The organism is Domibacillus sp. F004 (assembly GCF_057814295.1).
In genome coordinates this window covers 939,874-961,508 of the sequence record NZ_JBVATB010000001.1, presented here as the reverse complement: position 1 = coordinate 961,508, position 21,635 = coordinate 939,874, and the positions used below count along the sequence as shown (strand labels likewise).

At 40.8% G+C, this 21,635-nt stretch carries 23 protein-coding genes and 1 pseudogene; 11 read left to right on the top strand and 13 right to left on the bottom strand.

What is annotated here, in order from left to right:
* The first annotated feature begins 31 nt into the window (after window positions 1–31).
* Window positions 32–223, top strand: a complete 192-nt coding sequence (locus ACZYRN_RS05035; RefSeq protein WP_488910407.1) for a helix-turn-helix domain-containing protein — start codon at window positions 32–34, stop codon at window positions 221–223.
* A 264-nt stretch (window positions 224–487) separates the two neighbouring features.
* On the opposite strand, the gene ACZYRN_RS05030 is transcribed toward ACZYRN_RS05035, so the two are convergent.
* The 9 genes from ACZYRN_RS05030 to ACZYRN_RS04990 form a co-directional block, all read right to left on the bottom strand.
* Window positions 488–733: a phage integrase N-terminal SAM-like domain-containing protein gene (locus tag ACZYRN_RS05030; protein WP_488910406.1), complete on the bottom strand. Its 246-nt coding sequence runs from the start codon at window positions 731–733 to the stop codon at window positions 488–490.
* A gap of 234 nt (window positions 734–967) precedes the next feature.
* Window positions 968–1,687 (bottom strand): YebC/PmpR family DNA-binding transcriptional regulator, encoded by a 720-nt coding sequence (locus ACZYRN_RS05025; RefSeq protein WP_488910405.1) that lies wholly within the window; start codon window positions 1,685–1,687, stop codon window positions 968–970.
* 133 nt (window positions 1,688–1,820) lie between these two features.
* Window positions 1,821–2,180, bottom strand: coding sequence for a replication termination protein (locus ACZYRN_RS05020; protein WP_488910404.1), 360 nt, complete (start codon window positions 2,178–2,180; stop codon window positions 1,821–1,823).
* Window positions 2,181–2,282: 102 nt separating this feature from the next.
* Entirely contained in the window at window positions 2,283–2,948 is a 666-nt protein-coding gene (locus tag ACZYRN_RS05015) for a DUF421 domain-containing protein (protein WP_488910403.1), read from the bottom strand.
* Entirely contained in the window at window positions 2,948–3,931 is a 984-nt protein-coding gene (spoVAD, locus tag ACZYRN_RS05010) for a stage V sporulation protein AD (protein WP_488910402.1), read from the bottom strand. The genes ACZYRN_RS05015 and spoVAD overlap by 1 nt, the downstream gene beginning before the upstream one ends.
* Before the next feature lie 85 nt (window positions 3,932–4,016).
* Complete coding sequence (locus ACZYRN_RS05005; protein ID WP_488910401.1) at window positions 4,017–5,456, bottom strand: phospholipase D family protein; 1,440 nt, start codon at window positions 5,454–5,456, stop codon at window positions 4,017–4,019.
* A gap of 77 nt (window positions 5,457–5,533) precedes the next feature.
* The gene (locus ACZYRN_RS05000; protein WP_488910400.1) at window positions 5,534–6,598 is read right to left on the bottom strand and encodes an acetyl-CoA C-acyltransferase; all 1,065 of its coding nucleotides are present in this window, start codon (window positions 6,596–6,598) and stop codon (window positions 5,534–5,536) included.
* The gene (locus tag ACZYRN_RS04995) at window positions 6,595–8,001 is read right to left on the bottom strand and encodes an AMP-binding protein (protein WP_488910399.1); all 1,407 of its coding nucleotides are present in this window, start codon (window positions 7,999–8,001) and stop codon (window positions 6,595–6,597) included. Before ACZYRN_RS04995 ends, ACZYRN_RS05000 begins: the two co-directional genes overlap by 4 nt.
* Window positions 8,002–8,030: 29 nt before the next feature.
* Complete coding sequence (locus ACZYRN_RS04990) at window positions 8,031–8,585, bottom strand: biotin transporter BioY (RefSeq protein WP_488910398.1); 555 nt, start codon at window positions 8,583–8,585, stop codon at window positions 8,031–8,033.
* 347 nt (window positions 8,586–8,932) lie between these two features.
* On the opposite strand from ACZYRN_RS04990, the pseudogene tatA (ACZYRN_RS04985) reads away from it, so the two are divergent.
* From tatA (ACZYRN_RS04985) to tatA (ACZYRN_RS04965), 5 genes and pseudogenes are all read left to right on the top strand, one after another.
* Window positions 8,933–9,138: pseudogene (tatA, locus tag ACZYRN_RS04985) on the top strand (twin-arginine translocase TatA/TatE family subunit).
* Window positions 9,139–9,150: 12 nt separating this feature from the next.
* Entirely contained in the window at window positions 9,151–10,005 is an 855-nt protein-coding gene (gene tatC, locus ACZYRN_RS04980; RefSeq protein ID WP_488910397.1) for a twin-arginine translocase subunit TatC, read from the top strand.
* Between the two features lie 210 nt (window positions 10,006–10,215).
* Window positions 10,216–10,974, top strand: a complete 759-nt coding sequence (locus tag ACZYRN_RS04975; protein ID WP_488910396.1) for a gluconate 2-dehydrogenase subunit 3 family protein — start codon at window positions 10,216–10,218, stop codon at window positions 10,972–10,974.
* Window positions 10,975–11,025: 51 nt separating this feature from the next.
* Window positions 11,026–12,738 carry a GMC family oxidoreductase gene (locus tag ACZYRN_RS04970; RefSeq protein ID WP_488910395.1) on the top strand — a complete coding sequence of 571 codons (1,713 nt, stop codon included), beginning with the start codon at window positions 11,026–11,028 and terminating at the stop codon, window positions 12,736–12,738.
* A 21-nt stretch (window positions 12,739–12,759) separates the two neighbouring features.
* Complete coding sequence (tatA, locus tag ACZYRN_RS04965) at window positions 12,760–12,966, top strand: twin-arginine translocase TatA/TatE family subunit (RefSeq protein ID WP_488910394.1); 207 nt, start codon at window positions 12,760–12,762, stop codon at window positions 12,964–12,966.
* A gap of 102 nt (window positions 12,967–13,068) precedes the next feature.
* Here the strand turns inward: tatA (ACZYRN_RS04965) and trhO are convergent, their stop codons facing one another.
* On the bottom strand, window positions 13,069–14,025 hold the full coding sequence (gene trhO / locus ACZYRN_RS04960; protein ID WP_488910393.1) for an oxygen-dependent tRNA uridine(34) hydroxylase TrhO: 957 nt from the start codon (window positions 14,023–14,025) through the stop codon (window positions 13,069–13,071).
* 244 nt (window positions 14,026–14,269) lie between these two features.
* On the opposite strand from trhO, the gene ACZYRN_RS04955 reads away from it, so the two are divergent.
* Together ACZYRN_RS04955 and ACZYRN_RS04950 are read left to right on the top strand one after the other, a co-directional pair.
* On the top strand, window positions 14,270–15,439 hold the full coding sequence (locus ACZYRN_RS04955) for an aminotransferase class I/II-fold pyridoxal phosphate-dependent enzyme (RefSeq protein WP_488910392.1): 1,170 nt from the start codon (window positions 14,270–14,272) through the stop codon (window positions 15,437–15,439).
* Between the two features lie 16 nt (window positions 15,440–15,455).
* Window positions 15,456–16,820 carry a TrkH family potassium uptake protein gene (locus ACZYRN_RS04950; RefSeq protein WP_488910391.1) on the top strand — a complete coding sequence of 455 codons (1,365 nt, stop codon included), beginning with the start codon at window positions 15,456–15,458 and terminating at the stop codon, window positions 16,818–16,820.
* 30 nt (window positions 16,821–16,850) lie between these two features.
* Here the strand turns inward: ACZYRN_RS04950 and ACZYRN_RS04945 are convergent, their stop codons facing one another.
* The 3 genes from ACZYRN_RS04945 to bioB all read right to left on the bottom strand — a co-directional run bounded on the left by ACZYRN_RS04945 (window position 16,851) and on the right by bioB (window position 18,670).
* A complete protein-coding gene (locus ACZYRN_RS04945; RefSeq protein WP_488910390.1) occupies window positions 16,851–17,204 on the bottom strand; it encodes a MaoC family dehydratase in 354 nt (117 codons plus the stop codon).
* Window positions 17,197–17,598 (bottom strand): FAS1-like dehydratase domain-containing protein, encoded by a 402-nt coding sequence (locus tag ACZYRN_RS04940; protein WP_488910389.1) that lies wholly within the window; start codon window positions 17,596–17,598, stop codon window positions 17,197–17,199. The genes ACZYRN_RS04945 and ACZYRN_RS04940 overlap by 8 nt, the downstream gene beginning before the upstream one ends.
* Window positions 17,599–17,671: 73 nt before the next feature.
* The gene (gene bioB, locus ACZYRN_RS04935; protein ID WP_488910388.1) at window positions 17,672–18,670 is read right to left on the bottom strand and encodes a biotin synthase BioB; all 999 of its coding nucleotides are present in this window, start codon (window positions 18,668–18,670) and stop codon (window positions 17,672–17,674) included.
* Between the two features lie 179 nt (window positions 18,671–18,849).
* Between bioB and yidC the strand changes: the two genes are divergently transcribed.
* The 3 genes from yidC to ACZYRN_RS04920 all read left to right on the top strand — a co-directional run bounded on the left by yidC (window position 18,850) and on the right by ACZYRN_RS04920 (window position 21,609).
* Complete coding sequence (gene yidC / locus ACZYRN_RS04930) at window positions 18,850–19,611, top strand: membrane protein insertase YidC (protein ID WP_488910387.1); 762 nt, start codon at window positions 18,850–18,852, stop codon at window positions 19,609–19,611.
* Between the two features lie 179 nt (window positions 19,612–19,790).
* The gene (locus ACZYRN_RS04925; RefSeq protein ID WP_488910386.1) at window positions 19,791–20,483 is read left to right on the top strand and encodes a 5-bromo-4-chloroindolyl phosphate hydrolysis family protein; all 693 of its coding nucleotides are present in this window, start codon (window positions 19,791–19,793) and stop codon (window positions 20,481–20,483) included.
* Entirely contained in the window at window positions 20,428–21,609 is a 1,182-nt protein-coding gene (locus ACZYRN_RS04920) for a toxic anion resistance protein (RefSeq protein WP_488910385.1), read from the top strand. The genes ACZYRN_RS04925 and ACZYRN_RS04920 overlap by 56 nt, the downstream gene beginning before the upstream one ends.
* Window positions 21,610–21,635: the final 26 nt, after the last annotated feature.

Sequence of the window (21,635 nt, the reverse complement as noted above, 5' to 3'; positions counted from 1 at the left end):
TTTTATTAAAGTAATCGACTATCGCCGGTGGATGATAACTGCCGTTGGAACACTAGGAAAGGTCGAACGTGGTCATATAAAACCTAGCATCGAATTATTAGAAAAAATTGCAGCTGTATATGACATGCCGATTACTTACTTTTTAGAAGAAACAAGGGAAGACCTACAAAGTTGGGGAACTGATGGGTTAATTTCGTACAGGAGATGGATGAAAAAAATATGACCGTTGATGAGTTGCGTGCGGCTGTGGATCAGCATTCTTTGTGAAGTGTATCGCTAATAACGGAATTGTATGTTCTTATGTGAAATTTCTATTTTCAAGCGAATATTTCAACAATTAATATCAATGTGATCACTGAGATTAATCGTCATCGTACTGAAATTCCGAAATCTCCTATGGAAACATCACTTATAGCTTACTCATTCAAACAGTGATGTTCCCCGAATTTCTAATACGCTCGGCCTATATTAATAAAAAAAAGTGGGTTTATGATTTACTTTTTTTCATATTTGTTTGTTTATGAATTTTGCACATTATGTATTTATTCATCTGCATGAGGTAGGACTTAATATGACTTGTATCCACTTTTTCAACTTCATTAAGATCGAACTCGTTCTTTAAATAATTCAAAAAGGCTCTTGTGTTATTCCTGTAACCTTTCATTGTTCTAATCGAGTAATTCTTAATTTCCAAATCAAATAAAAATTCTTTGTAAACATCTTCTAATAACAAAAAAACTCACTCCCTGTATGAATATATTTCCCATACAAAAAGTGAGTTTTAAGCACATATAGCCCTTAAACAAGAGAGTTATGGTACATCACAGTATCAAAGACAAATAAAGAACATGTATATCATCATTCGCCTTGAATCTCCTGTAAACACACCAAATTTTCAATTGTTGAAGGCTATACAGTGTTAATATAAACGTTGATGTAGCAAGGGTTCGGCAATCCCTAATGTCTATTATTCACTGAACTCTACATTATGATATACTTGTCCGACGTCTTCTAAATCTTCTAAAGCATCAATTAATTTTTCAAATTGCGTCTGATCTTCTTCTGATAATGTCACGTCGTTTTGCGCAAGCATCGTTAGCTCTGCCACCGTAAACTCAGTTATCCCTACATTTTTGAATGATTCTTGCACAGCATGGAATTGATCAGGTTCGGCATAAATGATAACCGCTTCATCTTCTTCTTCGATGTCACGAACATCTACATCTGCTTCCATTAATAGTTCAAGCACTTCATCTGATGTTTTCCCTTCAATGCCGATAACCGCTGTCTTATCAAACATATAGGCGACAGATCCACTTACCCCCATATTCCCCCCGTTTTTACCAAAAGCAGCACGAACATCTGATGCCGTACGGTTCACATTGTTTGTCAGTGCATCTACAATGATCATCGATCCATTAGGCCCGAATCCTTCATAACGAAGTTCATCATAGCTCTCTTCTGAACCGCCTTTTGCTTTTTCAATGGCACGGTCAATAATCGTTTTCGGAACACTATATGTTTTTGCACGTTCAAGTACGACTCTTAATGCCTGATTTGATTCGGGATCAGGTTCGCCCTGCTTGGCTGCTACATAAATTTCACGTCCGAACTTTGCATATATACGACTCGTATTTGCATCTTTTGATGCTTTTTTTTCTTTAATGTTGTTCCACTTACGGCCCATAATGAACACTCTCTTTCTTAACTTAGAATCTATAGCAATTATTAGCTTATATATTATACCTCACTAGCATGGAATCGTGTCAATATAGCGGTAAGTGAAAGAAAGTGGAACATATTCGTTATAAAACAATTATTTAATACACATCTTCTAATGCTTTTCTGAGAAGAGACATACTGCGATCGAGATCTGTTTTTACTTGTTTTTTATATAGTTTTGCTTTTTCATAATCCGCAAATTGATAAACAACAATTTCTTTATATTTAGCCCCTTCTTGAACCTTTTTAGTTCGCATTAAAATGCCATCATCAATTAAATCGTGCAGTGATCGATAAATTTCAGAATGATTCGGCTCATATCCTAATGGTTTAAATGACAATTTTAGTTCATCCATCGCCTGCATGCCATACATTTTATGTTCTTCAACAAATCGAATCATATATAACTTTAAAAAAGCTCGCTGCTTAATTAAAAACTTACCTTCTCCTCTTGGCATTATGATCACATCCTCGTCTATACTATTTTTTTTTATTTTACCATATTTTATTATAGACGAGTGATTTAAATGATATATTTGATTTTTGCACATAGTGTATTATTAATTTTTGTACAGTTCGATGGTTAAATTTTGTTCTGAATCGGCTTGTGCAATAAAAATTTGTTCGATGTTCACTTTTCGTTTTTGCAGTTCCGTTTGAAGCCAAGACGGGGTTTGTTTCGCTTGTTCAAGTGCTTTAAACTGAATATTCCCTTCTAAAATAACAACATATGGTTCTTTTTCCTTTTCCTTGCTATCATATGTAACAGGTCTTCTTCCTTTTTTTAATAGAGGATTTAAAGCCCCATTTGTTTCAATTACTGCATATTCAACATCGCTCAACTGAAAAATCCCTTTCGTTCTAAGCAATTCGAGCAGTTCATCAATCGAGTATTTTTCTTTCGCCAAGTTCTGCTCTATAATATGGCCATTTTGAATAATAACAGTCGGTTTCCCTTCTATCCATTCACGTATTTTCCGGCTTTTTAAAGTAGCGATACCGGCTAAAAGCGGGATTATGCCCCATATAAAGATCGCGGTTGCCCCGTGCCAAAAGTTTTTTTCAAGGCCTGTGGACATTTCAGCAGCTATACCGCCAATTGTAATACCCGTCACATATTCAAAGAATGATAACTGAGCGATCTGCCTTTTGCCCGTTAATTTTGTTACAGCGAACAGCAGCAGAACGAGGACAATGGAGCGCCATATGATATGGTATATATCCATTAAACTTCTCCAATTCGCAGTTCGACAGCATGAGCGATGCATGGAATCGAATCTTTTTGTAAAACGGATAATGGCGACAATAACGCACCTGTTGCAGCAATTAATACGCGTTTCCATTCATTTGCAACCATCTTTCCATATATATATCCGCACGTAACCGCAGCTGAACAACCGGCACCGGATCCGCCTGAAAAGACTTGTGGCTCTGATCCATATAATAGTTCACCACAATCTAGCATAGATGTCTGTGACAAGTTCATGCCGCTATCTTTCAATAATTTCAGAAAAATTTGTTTCCCTGTTTTTCCAAGATCTCCGGTAATGATGCAGTCATACTCTTCAGGCTTTTCCACGTGTCGAATAATCGTATCTGCAGCAGCCGGTGCCATGGCAGCTCCCATATTAAACGGATCTTTTATTCCATAATCCAATACCCGCCCTGGCGTAGCAGAATGTATGTATGGACCTGTGCCGTTGCTGGATAGAATCGCTGCACCACATGCTGTCGCCGTCCACTGGGAAATTGGCGGTTTTTGTCCTCCGTATTCTGTCGGATACCGAAATTGTTTTTCCACTGCTGCATTATGACTTGCGGCAGCCGTTAGCACATTTGTTGCATATCCGCCGTCAATCAATACGGCACCTATCATAAAGCCTGCCATGGATGTCGCACACGCATTATACAAGCCGATAAAAGGAGTCGCTAATGTTCGTGCTGCAAAGTTTGTCGGTGTCATTTGATTAATTAAATCTCCTGCTAAAAAAACGTCGATTTCCTCATTTTTCAGTTCGGCTTTTTTTAGTGCATAAATCGATGCATCTTCCATTAAGCGCCGTTGAGCTTTTTCAAAACTTTTTTCGCCGCCATCTAGTTTTTCAAAAAATTGATCAAATGTAGACGCCAGCGGTCCTTTCGCTTCAAAAGGACCACCTACAGCAGAAGCAGCGATAATGACCGGTTTCGTTTTGAATGTCCATGTCATATAATCCAATCATCCTTTTTACTCTTTAGAATGAAACAAACAGCCTTTTTTATGCACAAAAAAAAACGGCTAAAGCCGCTTTTCATTAAAACGTTGTAAAATGAAACAACTTTTGAACTGTATAAATTAATCGTTTAAAGAATGCCATTTCCTCATCGTGTTTATGATAATCAGCCGTGTAAACCGCTCCATCATTCTCCCATAACATATGAAAATAGCGGTCTACTTCTTTCATGATCTCACTGTTATTCGCCGCTGATATTTTCACATCGGTCTCCAGATTAAAGTTATTTAAATTCCGTGAAGTATGATTGGCCGAGCCACTAATCACAACTGCTTTATCTTCATGTTTTACATACATCATTTTCGGATGAAATTGCTCCGGTGCTTGCGCAAACCAGCGGACACCTACTTTCCCTTCTGTGTCTTCAATTAGTTCAGCAGCCATTGGAATGTTCGGCAATCCTGTTTTTTTACGGCCGAATGCGTTTTTATTTGTATCCAGAATAAGGTTAACATCAACATTACGGTTTGCCGCATCGGTTAGCGCTTCTATAATTGTCCGGTCGGCTAAATAAAACATCGCGAGCCAGATTTCATCTCCTTGTTTCGCTGCTGCAATTTCATTTCGAATCGCATCTTGGATCTTTCTTTCTGTTACGAGCTGTACATGGACATCTCCTGCATTCTTATGCACAGGCATTGCTTTTGGAAAATCCGTTTCATGGCGTGTATCCGCTGCCGCTTTTTCGCTTATTAACATATCATTCACAAGTGCGCCTTTTACTTCGAATGCCACATTCGAAAAATAAGCACTCGCATCATGCGGATTGGCCGAACTGATTAACGTTGTTTTTTCAGTCGTCACGGTTTTCCGGTGGTTTGCTTTCACATTAAAGAGTGTTAAATAGGAACGAAGCGTCATATCTGGTGCCGTCTCCTCAAACGCATTGGGCAGCCAACCGTTATGGCTCTCGCCAAACCAGGTAAAAAGCATCCTGTAAAATCCGCTATAGACAGGTGTGGAGTCTCTGAGTGGATCCATATTTGTCATGATGACATCAATGCCAGCTTTTTTCATTTGCTCAAATTCAGGTACTTTATGAGAATTATAGGACGAGTTCACTTCATCAGATATAAAAATAATGGGCATAGCCGGATTTTCTTCCTTTTTGTCCACGAGTGCATTCGTAATTTCTTTTACGTTTTCTGGATATTCCTTCTCTTTTTCATGGTAGGAATTGAACAAAAAATAATCAATCACAATAAAATCTTCTGCTTCTTCAATAATCTCCAATGTTCGGGTAAAAATTTCTTCTTTAAAAAACTTCTTGCCCTCTTTTTCACCCGAAACATTATAAAAGAAATCAACGTCTTCTTCTCTTACAAGGTATTCACTGCTTTCATATGAAATATTGTCAGGCAGCGGTTTGTACACGTTATACAGCATCACAGCAACGTAAATGGACAAAAAAATAATGGCGAATAGCCGCCATTTTTCCATGTTCCCTAGTCTTCTTTTCATACTTGGTTTCCCCTTTTTAACGGTCCTTCTTTTACCATACCCTCGTATACAAAAGAACTAAACCTCGTGTCGTTGCTTTAAATGCATTCAAACAGCACAGCGACACCAATTCCGCCAGCACTGCCGACTGCTGCAACGCCATATTTCGCTTTTTGCTCGGGCATTCCATAAAAAAGACGGAGAGCAAGCATGGCACCGGAAGCCCCATACGGATGACCAAGAGCAAGTCCGCCGCCATAGATGTTTATTTTATTAATCGGAATGTTTAATTCACGTGCCGTGTACAAAATTTTGACTGCAAACGCTTCATTAATTTCCCATAAATCAATGTCCCTCACCGTTAAACGATGTCGCTTTAAAAGCTTCTGAATCGCTGGTACTGGTGTTGCGGCTGGAAAATTCGGATCTGCTCCAGCGGCCGCACTGCCCACTACTTTTAATCCGTGTGCTGCATTGGAAGTGAGCGTGACGGCACAAGCGGCATCATTAAAAGCAGAAGAATTGATGGCTGTTATAGTACCGGCTGATTTGAAAGATGTTTTCGCGCGGGACGCCAGCTTTTCAACAGGACGCTTTTTCATACTTGCTTCATCTTCATATAGACCGTGTATCGGCACAATTTCTCGGTAAAATAACCCTTGTTTAACAGATTCATAATAGCAGCGGTAACTGCGAATGGCGTATTCATCCTGTTCTGCACGTGTAATATGTTCTCGTTCTGCAAGCCATTCTGCTGCCATCCCCATCTCTGGATCTCCAATATGATTTGGGGAAAAAACAGCTTTCTCAGGTCGTGGTGATGTACTTGAACTTTCACATCCCCCGGCAATGATGGTGTCTGCTTCGCCCGATTGAATGAGTGCCGTACCGAGGCGGATCGCTTCTAAGCCAGAAGAACATTGCCGGTCTACTGTTAATCCAGGAACCGTAACAGGCAGACCGGCTATTAAAGACGAAAGTCTCGCGATATTTCCTCCAGGCCCTGTGACATTGCCCAAAATCACTTCGTCTGGCGTTGATGAAAGACCGTTAGAAAGCTTTTTGATAACCGGTGCAGCTAATTCTGCTGCACTCACGTTTTTCATGATGCCATTTTTAATGCCAACCGGTGTTCTGTATGCAGCTGTTATATATACACTCATGTAAACACCTTCATCGCTATTTTTTTTAATTCATTACGGGCGATTTTCCCGTTCGTCGTATGCGGCAGTGAGGAAACGCGAGCCCATTTGCGCGGTATTTTTTCAACAGACAGACAAGTTTTCGTATAGGCTTTTAGTGTAATTGGCTCAATCATTCCCGTGTACAGACAGACAATCCGTTCCCCTAGATGTCTATCCTGAATGGATGTCACGGCTGCTTCCTCCACACCTGAATGTTTCAATATGACACGTTCCACTTCTTCGGGGTAGACATTTACACCGCCGCTGATCATCATAAACTGTTCACGACCAATAATATGTAAATATCCGTCTTCATCCATATATCCAGCATCACCGACCGTATAAAACCCATCTTCTTCGATATTCATTTCATACAAACCATCCTTTGCATATCCACTGAACAGCATCGGGCTTTTCACGTAGACGGTGCCTGTTTCACCTGCTGGAAGCATTTGACTGCCGTGGCGAATTTCAATCTCAACACCTGTAATCTGTTTTCCCGAAGAGGACGGCTTGAGGATGTAGTCCTTCGGTGTCATATACGATACAAAGCTTAGCTCAGATGCACCGTAAAATTCATATAGCGCTGCATTTGGATAATATGTTACCCATTGCTGCTTCCGTTCCGCAGTCCATCCTGCTCCTGACAGGAAAACGATTCCTTTCCCCTCTATATCATTTATCTTCATTAATGATTCAAGCATCGTTGGCACCGCATATAGGACGAAGGACGGCGTCTCTTTCAACGTTTGAGTGACATGATGGGGCCAAAACTTTTCATGAAGAATAAGTTTTTGACCGGTATATAGCGCAAAGGCAGCACCGTATAAAAAAAGAGAATGATGGATTGGTCCTGCTATAATGGCTGTTTCCTGTCCGGTTAATGGAAAATCCGTTAGGCCTGCTTTAAAACTTTTGATCCAGGAACGATGACTGCGGCCAAACTGTTTCGGTACTCCGCCTGAACCAGACGTAAAGCCTGAATAAAAAATGGCTTCTCCGTCCTCGCTGCAAAAGTCTGTCGGTTCCATTTTCATCATCAACTGACCAGTCTTGACAAGTGAATCTTTCCCGATAAACAACTTCGGAGCCGCAAGGCGAAGTCGTTCCTCACGTTCTCTTTCCGTCATACGCGGATCGAGCGGCATAAATGTCCAGCCGGCACGAGCCGCTCCGCAAAAAATCAATACTGTTTCCCATTTATTCAAAGCGGTTACAGCAATCGTTTCACCACGAGAACTGATAGATAAAAGCCAGCTTGCCGCTCTTTTTATCATATTTTCCCACTCTTTATATGTAAATGTGTGTTCTTTTGTCTTAACAAAAAACGACTCCGGGCACGTTTGTGCACGGAGCGGATATGTGGACGTTATATTCATCATTTATTCCCCCCACCTTATCTTATCAAAATCTACGCGGCGCGGCGAAACGATGGCAGCGTCTGTAATGCACTTCTCAGCTTTGGAACGAGGACAGCCGCCGCGACCGATTTAAGCAAGTCACCTGGAATGAATGCCATACTTGCAACTGTCACTTCAAAAATTCCAACACCTGTGACAAATGATTGCACCGGAATGCCTATTGCGTACAACACAAGGACACCGCCGATTACGTTCGCAGTAAATGTTCGGCGCACCGTTAATTTAGCGGCACGTTGGGTTAACAATCCAATGACAAATGCACCGACGATCCAGGAGATTAAAAAACCTGCACTTGGCCCAACAAATACAGCTAGGCCCCCTCGTCCTCCCGCAAGAAGCGGCGCACCTGCTGCGACGATTAATAAAAAAATAAGCTGACTCATAGCACCGAGCCTTGCACCGAGCACACCGCCGGCAATCATCACTCCAAGCGTCTGAAATGAAATCGGTACCGGTGTAAATGAAAGTGGAATAGGTGGTAAAAAACCAAGTACTGCCATGATTGCCGCAAACATCGCGGCTTGAATCCAATGAATCGTTTGCATTTTTATAATTCCTCCATTACCTTTTTTTCAGTGTAATCGAGATTCGATTTATTTGTCAACCTATTTTTATTTCAGTTAACAGAATATCATTCTTATTCTTTGTATAAACAATGAGCTTACTGGTAAAAATGGAAAAGAGAATTTTGCTTGTTATCGATTTATACGAATAAGAAAACAGCCTATATCTGATTAAAAGCTAGCAAGCTCCCTGCGTTTGAGCGATCAGAAGTTTAAGATTTTATTAGCAGGAAATAGCAAAATTAGAAATATAAAAGTTTTAATTGGCGAAAAAGGCATTTATGTGACTCTCTTTCGTGCTCACGTCATTGTTAAAGGAGGTAATTAGAATGGGACTTGCTCAAATTGGCGTACCCGGTTTAATCATTATCCTTGTTATCGTCCTGATCCTTTTTATCCCCCAAAAATTGCCAGAAGTGGGGGGAGCCGCCCGGAAAAACATTATCAGAGTTTAAAAAAATCAACAAAAGACATTATGGATGAGAATGAGGATGAAGATTCTAAAAAGCTAGAGAAAAAAACAGACAGATTGTAAGCAGGTGATATATTGGATCCATATGGAGATCATAGCAGAGTAATTTTAAGTCCACTGGATAAAAAAGCTATAGCAGAAGCAGAAGTAAACGAAGTTGAAGAGTTGGCCGGTACAGATCATCCACATGAGTTCTCAGTACTTGGCGCGTCTTTAGTGGAGCATCTAACTGATTTACGGAAACAATTGATCAAAAGCACAGTTGTCTTCTTGTTCTTTTTTATCATCGTCTTCTCTTCCATCAATTTTTGGTTTCCTTATGTGACGAGAGGGCATGAACTGATTATTCTCGGGCCGCTTGAAGTTATTAAGTTCTATATGTCTATTTCCCTTGCTTTATCACTCGGACTGTCGCTTCCATTTGTCAGCCATTTTTTATGGCAATTCGTGAAACCGGGGTTGAATGAAAAAGAAAGCCGTTTTATTGGCTTCTATTCCCCCGCGATGCTTTTGCTTTTTTTAGCCGGTGTCGCATTTGGCTATTTCATCGTGAATCCGCTCAGTTATCAATTTTTGATTTCAATGGGCTCATTGAATTTTAATGTGATGGTATCAGCACAGGAATACATCCGCTTTTTGCTCATGTCTACTGTACCGCTTGGGTTACTTTTTGAAATGCCAATTGTTGCCCTATTTCTTGCAGCCATCGGGATTCTGACTGCTGAAACCATGAGAAAAGTTCGGAAATGGTCCTACTTGATCATCGCTGTTTTATCAGCCGTCATTACACCGCCAGACTTTATCAGTCAACTTCTTGTCATGCTTCCAATGATTTTGTTGTACGAAATCAGCATTTATATAGTCCTGTTTATTGAACGTCGTCAGACCCAATCAGAACATATCCCCATTCTTAACGAAACAAATGAATAAACACAGCGGTTTTATACAAAAATTAGACGTCTATTTATTGTTATAAATAGACGTTTTTTTTGCCTAAATATTTCTTAAAAAGTATAAATAATGGACTAAATGGAGAATTCTATAGAATGGATCATGCCAGACTCTTCGTCAGTCTAGTCAAATCGATGAAACGGCAAGACTTTGTGGCACTATAGGAAAAATCATTTTAGGAGGTTTATAATGCCAGACAATGAAAAAGGTTTATCCAGACGCGGCTTTCTAAAAACAACGGGAATTGCTGCCGGTGCACTTGTTGGCGGTGGTCTTATCGGCGGGCTTGTCGGGTACAACGCGAAAGATGAAACGCAAAAAAATAAAGAAACAACAAAAAGTGAACAGCACGGAGCGGCAAGCAACAGAGCGCGCATGTTCTTTACGAACGACAAAGAGTTTATGATTTTATCAGCAGCGACGGAACGGATCTTTCCAAAGGATGACCTTGGTCCAGGCGCCATCGAGCTTGACGTGCCTTATTTTATCGATCACCAGCTGGCCGGAAACTATGGTAACAATTCGAAAGAGTATATGCAAGGACCGTTTAAAGCAGGACAGTCTACTCAAGGATATCAGAGCCGATTGACGCGTGCAGAAATTTTTCAGCAGGGAATCGCGAAAATAGAGTCAGAATCGCAAAGTCGTTTTAAAAAAGGGTTTTCTGACTTAGAAGGCGCCCAAATGGACGAGATTTTGACTGCCTTTCAAAAGGATGAAGTGCCAATGATAGCTGTTTCTTCTGCCTTTTTCTTTAAGCTTCTTAGACAGGCTACTCTCGAAGGCGCTTACGCGGATCCATTGTACGGCGGAAACAATAATATGGATGGCTGGCGCATGAAAGAATTTCCTGGTCATCAAGGGTCCTATGCACAAGTAATTGATAAAGAGGAGTTCCAAAAAATCAAACCGCAGTCACTGTCCAGTATGCAAAATATGCAACATTAAAAAAATTAATGACTCATGACGTTTTTTAATTTTTTAAATAGGAGGAGAAGAATGGCCAAAACATTGGAAAAGGTCGATGTTGTGACAGTAGGTGTCGGTTGGACCGGTGGCATTATTGCAGCTGAATGCGCAAAAGCAGGGTTAAAAGTAATTGGACTAGAACGAGGAAAAGAACGCAGTACCGCAGACTTTGCACAGGTTCATGATGAATTCCGCTACGCCATCCGCTATGAACTTATGCAGGATTTATCGAAAGAAACGATCACTTTCCGCAACAACCGGAAACAGGAAGCGCTTCCGATGCGGCAAATGGGCTCCTTTTTGCTTGGTGAAAATTTAGGCGGAGCTGGTACACACTGGAATGGACATACATGGCGTTTCCTGCCTTATGATTTTGAAATTAAGTCGATAACCAATAAAAAGTATGGGAAAAATAAACTATCTGATGATTATTTACTCCAAGACTGGGGCATTACGTATGAAGAGTTGGAGCCTTATTACGATAAATTCGAAAAAATGGCTGGCATTTCAGGTGATGGAAAAAATCCTTTCCAAGGAAAGCGTTCAGATAAGTACCCAACACCTGCGTTGAAAAAAACGCCCATCCTTCAAAAATTTGAAAAAGCAACAACTGATTTAGGTTATTCGCCATTTATGCTGCCCTCTGCGAACATTTCTGAACCGTATAAAAATCCGGATGGCGAGCAGATTAATGCGTGCCAGTATTGCGGCTTTTGTGAACGATTCGGCTGCGAATACGGTGCAAAGACTTCTCCGGAAATAACGGTTGTACCGACAGCGAGAAAAACAGGCAATTACGATATACGCTTTCATGCCAATGTTGTCGAAATCTTAAAACAAGGCAATAAAGTGACAGGCGTCAAATACATCGATCGGGTAACGGGTGAAGAATTCATTCAGCCGGCAGAAGCCGTCGTTTTGACAAGTTATGTTATGAACAATGCAAAACTTCTAATGGTATCGAAAATCGGTGAACAGTATGATCCGGTAACCGGACGCGGGACACTTGGGAAAAACTACTGCTATCAAGTTCTACCGGGTGCAACCGGCTTTTTCGATGAACAGATGAATTTATTCATGGGTGCTGGAGCACTCGGTATGAGTATCGATGACTGGAATGGAGATAACTTTGATCATCATGATGTAGATTTCATCCACGGGGCGAGTATTTCGATGACTCAACCTGGTGTACGGCCTATTCAAATGAACCCTGTTCCGCCAGATACACCAACATGGGGATCAGATTTCAAAAAAGCATCCATTTATAATTACACACGGACGCTAACCGTAAGTGGACAGGGCGCATCGATGCCACATAAAGAAAATTATATGTCTCTTGACAGCACGTATAAAGATGCATATGGCGTTCCTTTATTGCAGATGACGTATAACTTTACGGAACAGGATCGAGCACTTCATACGTATCTCACAAAAAAGTCTGAAGAAATCATAAAAAAAATGGGCGCAAAAACAGTTGTACCAGGCAGTCCATTAACAGATTATGATATTGTTCCTTACCAGACAACACATAATACCGGCGGCACGATTATGGGAACAACTCCTGAAAACAGTGTGGTGAACACGTATCTTCAGCACTGGGACGCGGAGAACCTTTTCGCTGTCGGAGCAGGAAACTTCGCCCATAACGGCGGTTACAATCCGAATGGCACAGTCGGAGCACTCGCCTATCGCTGTGCAGAAGGCATCATTAAATACAGCAAAAACGGCGGGTCACTCGTTTAAATAAAAAGGAGGAGATGAAACATGGGACTTTCTGGAATCGGCGTACCTGGGTTAATTGTTATTCTTGTGATTGTCTTAATTCTTTTTGGCCCGAAAAAACTGCCGGAGATTGGCGGAGCCGTCGGGAAAACATTATCAGAATTTAAGAAGTCAACAAAAGGCATTATCGATGACGAAGAGGAACCAAAAAAGGAAAAAATACAGTTGGTTAAGGATAAAAGCGAATAAATTATTTTAAAAAAAGATTGATCAAAAACGGGTATCGTTCACTCGTTTTGATCAATCTTTTTTAATAGCTGTCTCGTAAAAACGTCTCACGTCTAACCTGTTTTATGAAACAGGTATTTTTGCTCTTTCCGCTGCCTCTTCATCCGTCAGCCCATGTTCAGCGACGTAACGATTGCGAGGATGTGTCCGGCATTCATGCGAACAGCTTCTCATGTAGAGATGTTCATTTTCTTCTGAGCAAAGGATTTGCTTGTTGCATTCTGGATTTGCACAATTTACATAGCGTTCACACGGTTCATTCGTAAAGTAATCTCTTCCTACGATCACGTGCTCCACTTGATTGATCGGCACACCAATTCGTTCATCAAATACGTAGCATTGTCCATCCCACAGCTGGCCTTTTACTTCCGGATCTTTTCCGTATGTGATAATTCCGCCGTGAAGCTGTGCAACATCTTCAAATCCTTCTTTTAACAGCCATCCTGAAAATTTTTCGCAGCGTATGCCGCCTGTGCAATAGGTTAAGATTTTTTTATCCGCAAACTGTTCTTTATTTTGACGTATCCATTCGGGCAGATCACGGAATGTTTCAATATCTGGCTTAATCGCACCTCTGAAATGACCTAATTCATATTCATAGTCATTTCTGGCATCAATCACAACTGTATCTTCCGACTGCATTTGTTCAAAAAAAGTTTTAGGATCGAGATGCTTCCCTGTCGTTTGTCTCGGGTTAATGTCATCTTCAAGCCGCAGCGTCACTAATTCTTTTCGGGGACGGACGTGCATTTTTTTAAACGCATGTTCATCCACTTCATCTATTTTAAATTCCATGTCTTCAAAGCGAGAATCGCTCTTCATTGCTTTTATATAAGCATCCGTCTGCTCAATTGTTCCAGAAACCGTTCCGTTGATCCCTTCCTGTGCAACTAAAATACGCCCCTTTAGTCCGAGCTCTTTGCAAAAGCTTAAATGCTCTTGTGCAAACTCTTCGGGGTTATCAATTGTGACATAGTTATAGTAGAGCAGCACTCTGTATTCTTTTTTTTCCAAAACCATTTTCCCACCTTTATTTATTTCACTTGAAAAGTCACCTGTCATTCGTACTCTTTTTCATTCAGGACATATATCATTTTATCATAACTTTACATGCTGTTAATACGATTTGTGTGGCTATATCTTAGAAGTTCTTGACATTTTTGTCTTCAGCTTCTTTTCCCAATTTAGAATGAGCGGTTTTCCTGCTTGAAATATGATAAAATATTGCCTATCTATACATATTGATACATAAGGAGTGCTCCTTTTGATTATTGAACCTTCTATCAAAATGGCTTCGTTTCAGCCATCGATTTTCAGCGATTTAAAGACGTATACAGATATAAAAAGGCGAGAAGGCGCTGATCTAATTGATCTCAGCTTAGGCAGCCCCGATTTACCCCCCGATGAAAAAATCAGAAATGTTCTTGCCAAAGAAAGTACAGCGTTTTCTTCGTACGGTTATACGCTCGGTGGGACGATACGCTTTCATCAATCCGTTGCTGATTATTACACTCGCCGGTCTGGCATTAAACTAAATCCAGAAACAGACATTGTTCAGACTATGGGGTCTCAGGAAGGACTTGTGCATTTGCCACTTGCGTTTTGTAATCCAGGCGATACCGTTCTTATCACGAATCCTGCTTATGTGGCCTATGAGTCAGGCATTGCACTTGCCGGTGCGGTTCCTTATTATATGCCGTTGGTAGAAGAAAACGGATTTTTACCAGATATTTCAGCCGTTCCAGAAGACGTTCTAAAAAAAGCAAAGCTTATGATCCTAAATTTGCCCGGTAACCCTGTTCCAGCCATGCCGAATAAAGCTTTTTTTGAAAAGATAATCGCGATCGCCCGTCAATATCATATTGCTGTGCTGCATGATGCAGCGTATTCGGAATTTTATTTTACCGGTACAAAACCATTTAGCTTTTTATCTATTCCAGGTGCAATGGATGTTGGAATTGAAATTAATTCTTTGTCTAAAAGCTTTAGCCTTGCCGGGGCGCGTATTGCTTATATCGTCGGCAATTCGGATATGATTTCCATTTTAAAACAGTTGAAATCTAATCTTGACTACGGGGTGTTCGCACCGATTCAGGAAGCTGCAGCAACAGCACTCGATCATGCAGAAGAGATAACGAACCATCTCCGTGCTGAATTTACAGCGCGGCGTGATGCACTTGTCAATGGGCTGCATACTATCGGCTGGACCGTATCCAAACCGGATGGAGGTATGTTTTTATGGGCGAAAATCCCGTATGGTACCGATGACCGTGCCTTCGTTTTTGATGCCATTGACCATTCAAGTGTCGTGATGATTCCAGGCAGCGCATTCGGTACAGGCGGCATTGGATATGTCCGTATTGCCCTCGTTCAGCCGGTAGCTGTTTTAGAGAAAGCTGTTCACCAACTAAAAGAAGTGATCAAATCAACATGAACGGTGGAGCAATATTATGATAATCAATTTGAAATCAAAAAAAGAGATCAAGCTTAAGCTGTCCCCATTCCAATTAATTGTTCTTCTTTATTTAACCGGCGTGATTTTTTCAAGTATTTTGCTGCTGCTGCCAGTCGCACATAAACCGGGTGTCGACATTACCTTTATCAATGCCGTTTTCGTTGCTGTCAGTGCACTGAGCGTTACGGGGTTGTCACCTGTCAGTGTGGCCGATACGTTTAGTACGACTGGTTACTTTTTCATCATGCTCATTTTGCAAGTCGGTGGCGTTGGAATTATGACAATCAGCTCCATGATATGGATTTTATTTGGAAAAAGAATTGGAATACGCGAGCGGCAGCTCATTATGGCGGATCAAAATTTAATCGATTTTAATGGCCTCGTAAAATTAATGAGAGAAATCTTTTTACTCATTCTAACCATTGAAGCAATCGGTGCAATCATTCTTGGCATTTATTTCACACAATATTATCCGACATGGTCCGAATCCTTTTTGCAGGGGCTATTTGGGTCTATCAGTGCCACGACAAATGGCGGATTCGATATTACGAGAGCGTCACTCATTCCATTTGCACATGATTATTTCGTTCAGTTTGTCAATGCCACTTTAATTATTCTTGGCGCAATCGGTTTTCCTGTATTAATGGAAGTGAAAGACTTTATCACATACCGTGGTTCACGCAAATATCAATTTAGTTTATTTACAAAAATAACAGTAACGATGCACGCGATTTTAGTCGTCGTTGGGACAGCAGGCATCTTCTTCTTTGAACGCTATCATTTTTTTCTCGATAAAATGTGGCATGAATCGTTCTTTTACGCTTCATTTCAATCGATTGCGGCCAGAAGCGGCGGATTAACTACGTTGGATTTAAATGAGTTTTCATCATCCACGCTCATTTTATTGTCCTTTTTAATGTTTATTGGGGCCTCTCCTTCAAGCGTCGGCGGCGGGCTCCGAACGACGACGGTGGCGATTGCCGTTCTTAGTGTGTTTGCATTTGCACGCGGGAAAGATACAATTAAAATCTTCAATCGCGAAGTTCATCCAATTGATGTTCACCGTTCATTTGTTGTCGTCGTCACAGGAACATTTATATGGGGCCTGTCCATTATGTTGATGTCTTATTTCCAACCTAATATTTCATTGCTGCCGCTTCTTTATGAAGTGTCATCGGCTTTTGGAACGACTGGTTCTTCTCTCGGCATTACCAGCGATTTAGGCACACCCGCTAAAATCATTTTAATTGTACTCATGTTCATCGGACGTATTGGATTGTTCTCACTGCTTTTCCTTATTCGCGGGAAAGAAATAAAGGATTCCTATCATTATCCGAAAGAACGCATTTTAATTGGGTAAAAAAAGCCGTCATTATTGACGGCTTTTCCTTTATGAATTGGCAGTAAACATCCCTTTCATTTTCACTTCGCCCGCTTCACTTTCAACAGTCAGCTTCCCTTTTCCTGCTTTCTCATCCATCCATTCTCCTTTTAAAACAAGCCCCTCACCCGGATAGGTCATCGCTAAAAAACGAACGTCATATGCTGCTAATGAAGGCAAACCCCATTCATTTAAAGCGTGGCTTCCAAGGGCCATGATAAGCATTCCATGGGCAATACAGCCTGGTAAACCTGCTTTTTTAGCCGCTTTAGGATCCGTGTGAATCGGATTGAAATCACCTGAAGCTTTCGCATATTGTTCTATTTGTTCACGTGTGATCGTCATATATATCGGGTTAAACATGTGTAGCTCCTTTCTGCTCAATAACCGTCGACCGGGAGATGATCACTGTTTCGCCGTTCCGCTTGTATTCCGTTTCAAGCTTCGCAAATGTCATGCCTCTTTTTATTGTTTTCCCGATTAAAAAAACGACCGCTTCAATCTTGTCCCCTATATAAACAGGTTTTTTGTATTCGTATTGCTGACTGCCATGCAGGACACAAGATGGGTCGAATGTAAGCAAGTCTGTTAACTTTTCGAATGACATGCCCCCTTGAAAATCGATGACCGTCGCATATGTCGGCGGAATCTCACGATTGGTGGAATCATCGAGATGAATTGCTTCTTTAAATGCCTGTACCTTCTTTTCATCAATCCTGTGTGTGTAACGATAGAGCTCCATCTTTTCCTTTGTCATCTTCACCCTCCATTCATTTTTTAAAATGGTACCATAAAAAGAAGAAGTGATCCCTTCACTGGGATCACTTCTTTTATCCAATCACAGGTGTTTGCTCATCGGCTGTTTCGACAACAAAGCCCATTTCTTCGATCATTTTATGGTCAGCCGTTACCGCTTGTCCCTCCGTCGTCAAATAATTGCCGAGAAAAATAGAATTAGCCGCATAGAGTCCGAACGGCTGCAACGAACGTAAATTCACTTCTCGTCCACCAGAAATACGGATTTCTTTGGACGGATTAATAAAACGGAATAAACAAAGCACTTTTAAACAGTAAGCCGGTGTCAATGGCACCGCATTTTCAAGCGGTGTTCCTGGAATCGCATGCAGGAAATTAACAGGAATCGAATCTGCATCGAGCGCACGTAAACTTTTTGCCATCGTTACGACATCCTCTTTTGTTTCCCCCATGCCAATAATGACACCCGAACAAGGTGACATGCCGCTATCTTTCACATGCTGGACCGTTTCTGTCCTGTCATCGTATGTATGAGTCGTCGTAATCACTTCATGATGGTTTTTAGATGTATTAATATTATGATTATATCGATCAACACCCGCTTCTCTCAACTGATGCGCCTGATCTGATTTTAATAGCCCTAGACAGGCACAAATACGCATCGGATACTTTTCTTTTATTTCTTTCACTGCCCCAACAACCGTTTCGAGTTCTTTTTTTGATGGTCCACGTCCACTTGCAACAATGCAATAGGTACCCGCACCAAGTGAATAGGCTTTTTCTGCGGCTGAGACAATCTGCTCTTTTTCCATCATCCGGTACTTTTCAATTGGTGCACTTGAACGAATCGATTGTGAACAATAGCCGCAGTCTTCTGGACAAATCCCGGATTTCGTATTAATGATCATATTTAACTTCACTTTATTCCCGTAATAATGACGGCGAATTTTATATGCACCATCCAATAGAAGCAATAGCTCTTCATCTGGGCAATTCAAGATGGACATCGCTTCCTCGTTTGAACATTCACCTCCTGTTAACACCTTTTCCGCTAACCTGCTCCATTTCAACATCTCTTTCACTCCTTTTCTTCTCTTGCCAGAATAAAGGAAAAGAATCTTCTTTGTCAACCTAATAATTTTAATAGTTAACAATATTGTTTTGCTAGTTCATTGTTTTCATTGATAAAATAGAGTATACTTTTTTTGTCTAAAGCAACTTGCCTGATTTCAGGTGCAGGAGGAAAATCAATTTGAAAAAACAATTATTACTCGCGCTCACTTTGCTGTCAGCTATCGTATTATCGGGCTGTCAAAGTGCGCAGACGGAAGGCCATTTTTTTCATGACTATTTAGTCAATCCATTCGTCAAACTTATTCACGCCCTTGGCGAAATGCTCGGAAGTTACGGTTTAGCTATTATTGTAATTACCATTATCGTTCGATTGATTTTAATGCCGCTCATGCTAAATTCGATGAAAAAGCAAGCGGTGATGCGTCAAAAAATGGAAGTTGTAAAACCAAAATTGACAGCCATTCAAGACCGTTTGAAAGCAGAAAAAGAGCCGGAAGAACAGCGTAAAATTCAAATGGAAATGATGGGACTGTATAAAGAGCACGGCATTAATCCGATGGCGATGGGTTGCTTGCCTATGCTTCTTCAAATCCCGATATGGATGGGGCTGTATTATGGCATTACTATTTCACCAGATATTCAATCTCATGAATTTTTATGGTTCCGCCTCGGAAATCCGGATATTGCGATGGCCATTATTGCTGGAATTATATATTATTTTCAATTTAGAGTTTCCATGCAGACAATGCCTGCTGAACAGCAGCAGCAAATGAAATTTATTGGTTTGCTGTCACCCGTCATGATTTTAGTTTTTTCTGTTACCGCACCGGCTGCATTGCCTATTTACTGGGCGGTTAGTGGATTAATTTTAATCTTCCAATCATGGCTCGGACGTAAATATTTTCAAACACACCCCCCTGCTGAAAAAGCGACAAAGTAAGACTTGGGATGCCTTGCGTAATCAAGGCATCTTTTTTATTGTATAAAAACCTATTTTTTTGTACAGTAAGTGAAAGTACTTTTTCATAGAAAAAGTGAAACTATTTGTTCAAAATAGCCGTATAGAATAGATAGAAACGCTCACACTAGAGCAAAATGAATATATGGAGTGGATGTACGATGCGGTATTCTTTTTATTGGTTCAGGCGTTCGCTTGCTTCTCTTGTTGCTGCACTGCTTGCAGCAAGTCCATTTGACGGATTTTTAGCATACGGCGCTTTTGCCCTTTCGTTTGCCATCGTATTCGTGTTGTACACGAATCTTAGTAATATGCGAATTCAGAAAAAATACGGATTAAATCGGAAAGAATACTATTATATACGGGGTCAATTGCAAGAAGCGAAGGTAAAGCTTTCTAGGCTGCAGCACTTATTTTTAAAAGTGCGCAGTTTAAGTTCCCTCCGGCAGATGATTGAATTAAACAGCCTCGTTAAGCGCATTTATTCAGTCGTCAAAAAAGAGCCGAAACGCTTTTATGAAATTGAACCTTTCTTTTACTCTCATCTTGATTCAATTGTCGAACTGGCAGAAAAATCCGCGCTTTTATCAAGCAAAAAAGTAAAAGGTCAGGACTTGAAACAGTCGTTGATTGAAACAAAAGAAACATTAGGTGATTTATCGAAAACGCTTGAAGAAGACCTTAGGCAGGTACTCGCGCGCGATATTGAACATTTGACGATTGAACTTGATGTGGCTCAAAGAAGAGTAAAAAAACAAGAAATTCCATTTGGACAAGATAAGGAAGGAGCGTCTGAACATGAACAACGAATTTCAATCACAACCGGTACCCGCTATGGACGCAAAAAAAGATGATTTATTAGATGATTTACTGGCCGATCCGTTCGGTGATATGATGGCAGCACCAGAAACAACTGCGACGCCTTCTGCCCAATCGAAACGCCTTGTCGACGTTCTTCCTGCTGAACACCAGCAAAAAGCGCAGCAGCTGGCGTCTCAAATTGATGTCGGCAACCAGCAAGCCATCTTTGCATTCGGAACAGCCGCTCAAACAAAACTATCTGATTTCTCTCATCACATGCTCGATCATGTGCAGCGAAAAGATATAGGCCCAATCGGCGATATTTTAAATGAACTTATGAAAAATCTAAAAAACGTGGATCCCGAGGAACTGCGTGACGAAAAGAAAAATATTTTTTCCCGTATGTTCGGTAAAGTATCTGATTCCGTCCAAGAAGTCATGACACGCTATCAGAAAGTTGGCTCACAAATTGATCGAATTGGCGTAAAACTAGAACATTCCAAACGAGGACTTGTTGAGGATATACGCATGCTTGAGCAATTATACGATAAAAATAAGGAATATTTTCAAGCACTTAATATATACATTGCGGCCGGTGAATTAAAGCTCGAGGAAATTGAAACAAAAACAATTCCCGAGCTTCGACAAAAAGCAGAGCGAACTGGTGATCAAATGGATTTTCAGGATGTAAACGATATGATCCAATTTGCCGATCGTCTTGAAAAACGGCTTCATGATTTAAAATTAAGCCGTCAGATTACGATTCAAAGCGCACCGCAAATTCGTCTCATTCAAAATACGAACCAGGCGCTCGCAGAAAAAATTCAATCGTCGATCTTAACCGCTGTCCCTCTTTGGAAAAATCAAATCGCTATTGCATTGACCCTTGTCCGTCAGCAAAAAGCCGTTGAAGCGCAAAAACAAGTGTCAAAAACAACCAATGAACTGCTTCTGAAAAACTCAGAAATGCTCAAAGTGAACTCCATTGAAACAGCGAAAGAAAATGAACGCGGATTCGTGGACATCGAAACATTGAAAAAAACGCAAGACAATTTAATTACAACGCTCGAAGAAACGATCCGCATTCAGCAGGACGGCCGGGCGAAACGAAAAGCAGCGGAAGAAGAATTAATCGTCATGGAAGATGATTTAAAACAACGCCTGCTTCGATTGAAATAATAAAAGAAGCCGTTCCAGCATTTTTT

Bases quoted from the DNA above. Each gene is read 5' to 3' on its own strand.
- tatA (WP_488910394.1), top strand. From the start codon at position 12,760: ATGGGACTTTCTGGAATCGGCGTACCTGGGTTAATTGTTATTCTTGTG.
- ACZYRN_RS04990 (WP_488910398.1), bottom strand. From the start codon at position 8,585: ATGCAAACGATTCATTGGATTCAAGCCGCGATGTTTGCGGCAATCATG.
- ACZYRN_RS05005 (WP_488910401.1), bottom strand. From the start codon at position 5,456: ATGAAAAGAAGACTAGGGAACATGGAAAAATGGCGGCTATTCGCCATT.
- bioB (WP_488910388.1), bottom strand. From the start codon at position 18,670: ATGTTGAAATGGAGCAGGTTAGCGGAAAAGGTGTTAACAGGAGGTGAA.
- ACZYRN_RS04920 (WP_488910385.1), top strand. From the start codon at position 20,428: ATGAACAACGAATTTCAATCACAACCGGTACCCGCTATGGACGCAAAA.
- trhO (WP_488910393.1), bottom strand. From the start codon at position 14,025: ATGGTTTTGGAAAAAAAAGAATACAGAGTGCTGCTCTACTATAACTAT.
- ACZYRN_RS04945 (WP_488910390.1), bottom strand. From the start codon at position 17,204: ATGTTTAACCCGATATATATGACGATCACACGTGAACAAATAGAACAA.
- spoVAD (WP_488910402.1), bottom strand. From the start codon at position 3,931: ATGACATGGACATTCAAAACGAAACCGGTCATTATCGCTGCTTCTGCT.
- ACZYRN_RS05020 (WP_488910404.1), bottom strand. From the start codon at position 2,180: ATGCCAAGAGGAGAAGGTAAGTTTTTAATTAAGCAGCGAGCTTTTTTA.
- ACZYRN_RS04975 (WP_488910396.1), top strand. From the start codon at position 10,216: ATGCCAGACAATGAAAAAGGTTTATCCAGACGCGGCTTTCTAAAAACA.
- ACZYRN_RS05015 (WP_488910403.1), bottom strand. From the start codon at position 2,948: ATGGATATATACCATATCATATGGCGCTCCATTGTCCTCGTTCTGCTG.
- ACZYRN_RS05025 (WP_488910405.1), bottom strand. From the start codon at position 1,687: ATGGGCCGTAAGTGGAACAACATTAAAGAAAAAAAAGCATCAAAAGAT.
- ACZYRN_RS04940 (WP_488910389.1), bottom strand. From the start codon at position 17,598: ATGACAAAGGAAAAGATGGAGCTCTATCGTTACACACACAGGATTGAT.
- ACZYRN_RS04925 (WP_488910386.1), top strand. From the start codon at position 19,791: ATGCGGTATTCTTTTTATTGGTTCAGGCGTTCGCTTGCTTCTCTTGTT.
- ACZYRN_RS04995 (WP_488910399.1), bottom strand. From the start codon at position 8,001: ATGATGAATATAACGTCCACATATCCGCTCCGTGCACAAACGTGCCCG.
- ACZYRN_RS05035 (WP_488910407.1), top strand. From the start codon at position 32: ATGATAACTGCCGTTGGAACACTAGGAAAGGTCGAACGTGGTCATATA.
- ACZYRN_RS04950 (WP_488910391.1), top strand. From the start codon at position 15,456: ATGATAATCAATTTGAAATCAAAAAAAGAGATCAAGCTTAAGCTGTCC.
- ACZYRN_RS05000 (WP_488910400.1), bottom strand. From the start codon at position 6,598: ATGAGTGTATATATAACAGCTGCATACAGAACACCGGTTGGCATTAAA.
- ACZYRN_RS04970 (WP_488910395.1), top strand. From the start codon at position 11,026: ATGGCCAAAACATTGGAAAAGGTCGATGTTGTGACAGTAGGTGTCGGT.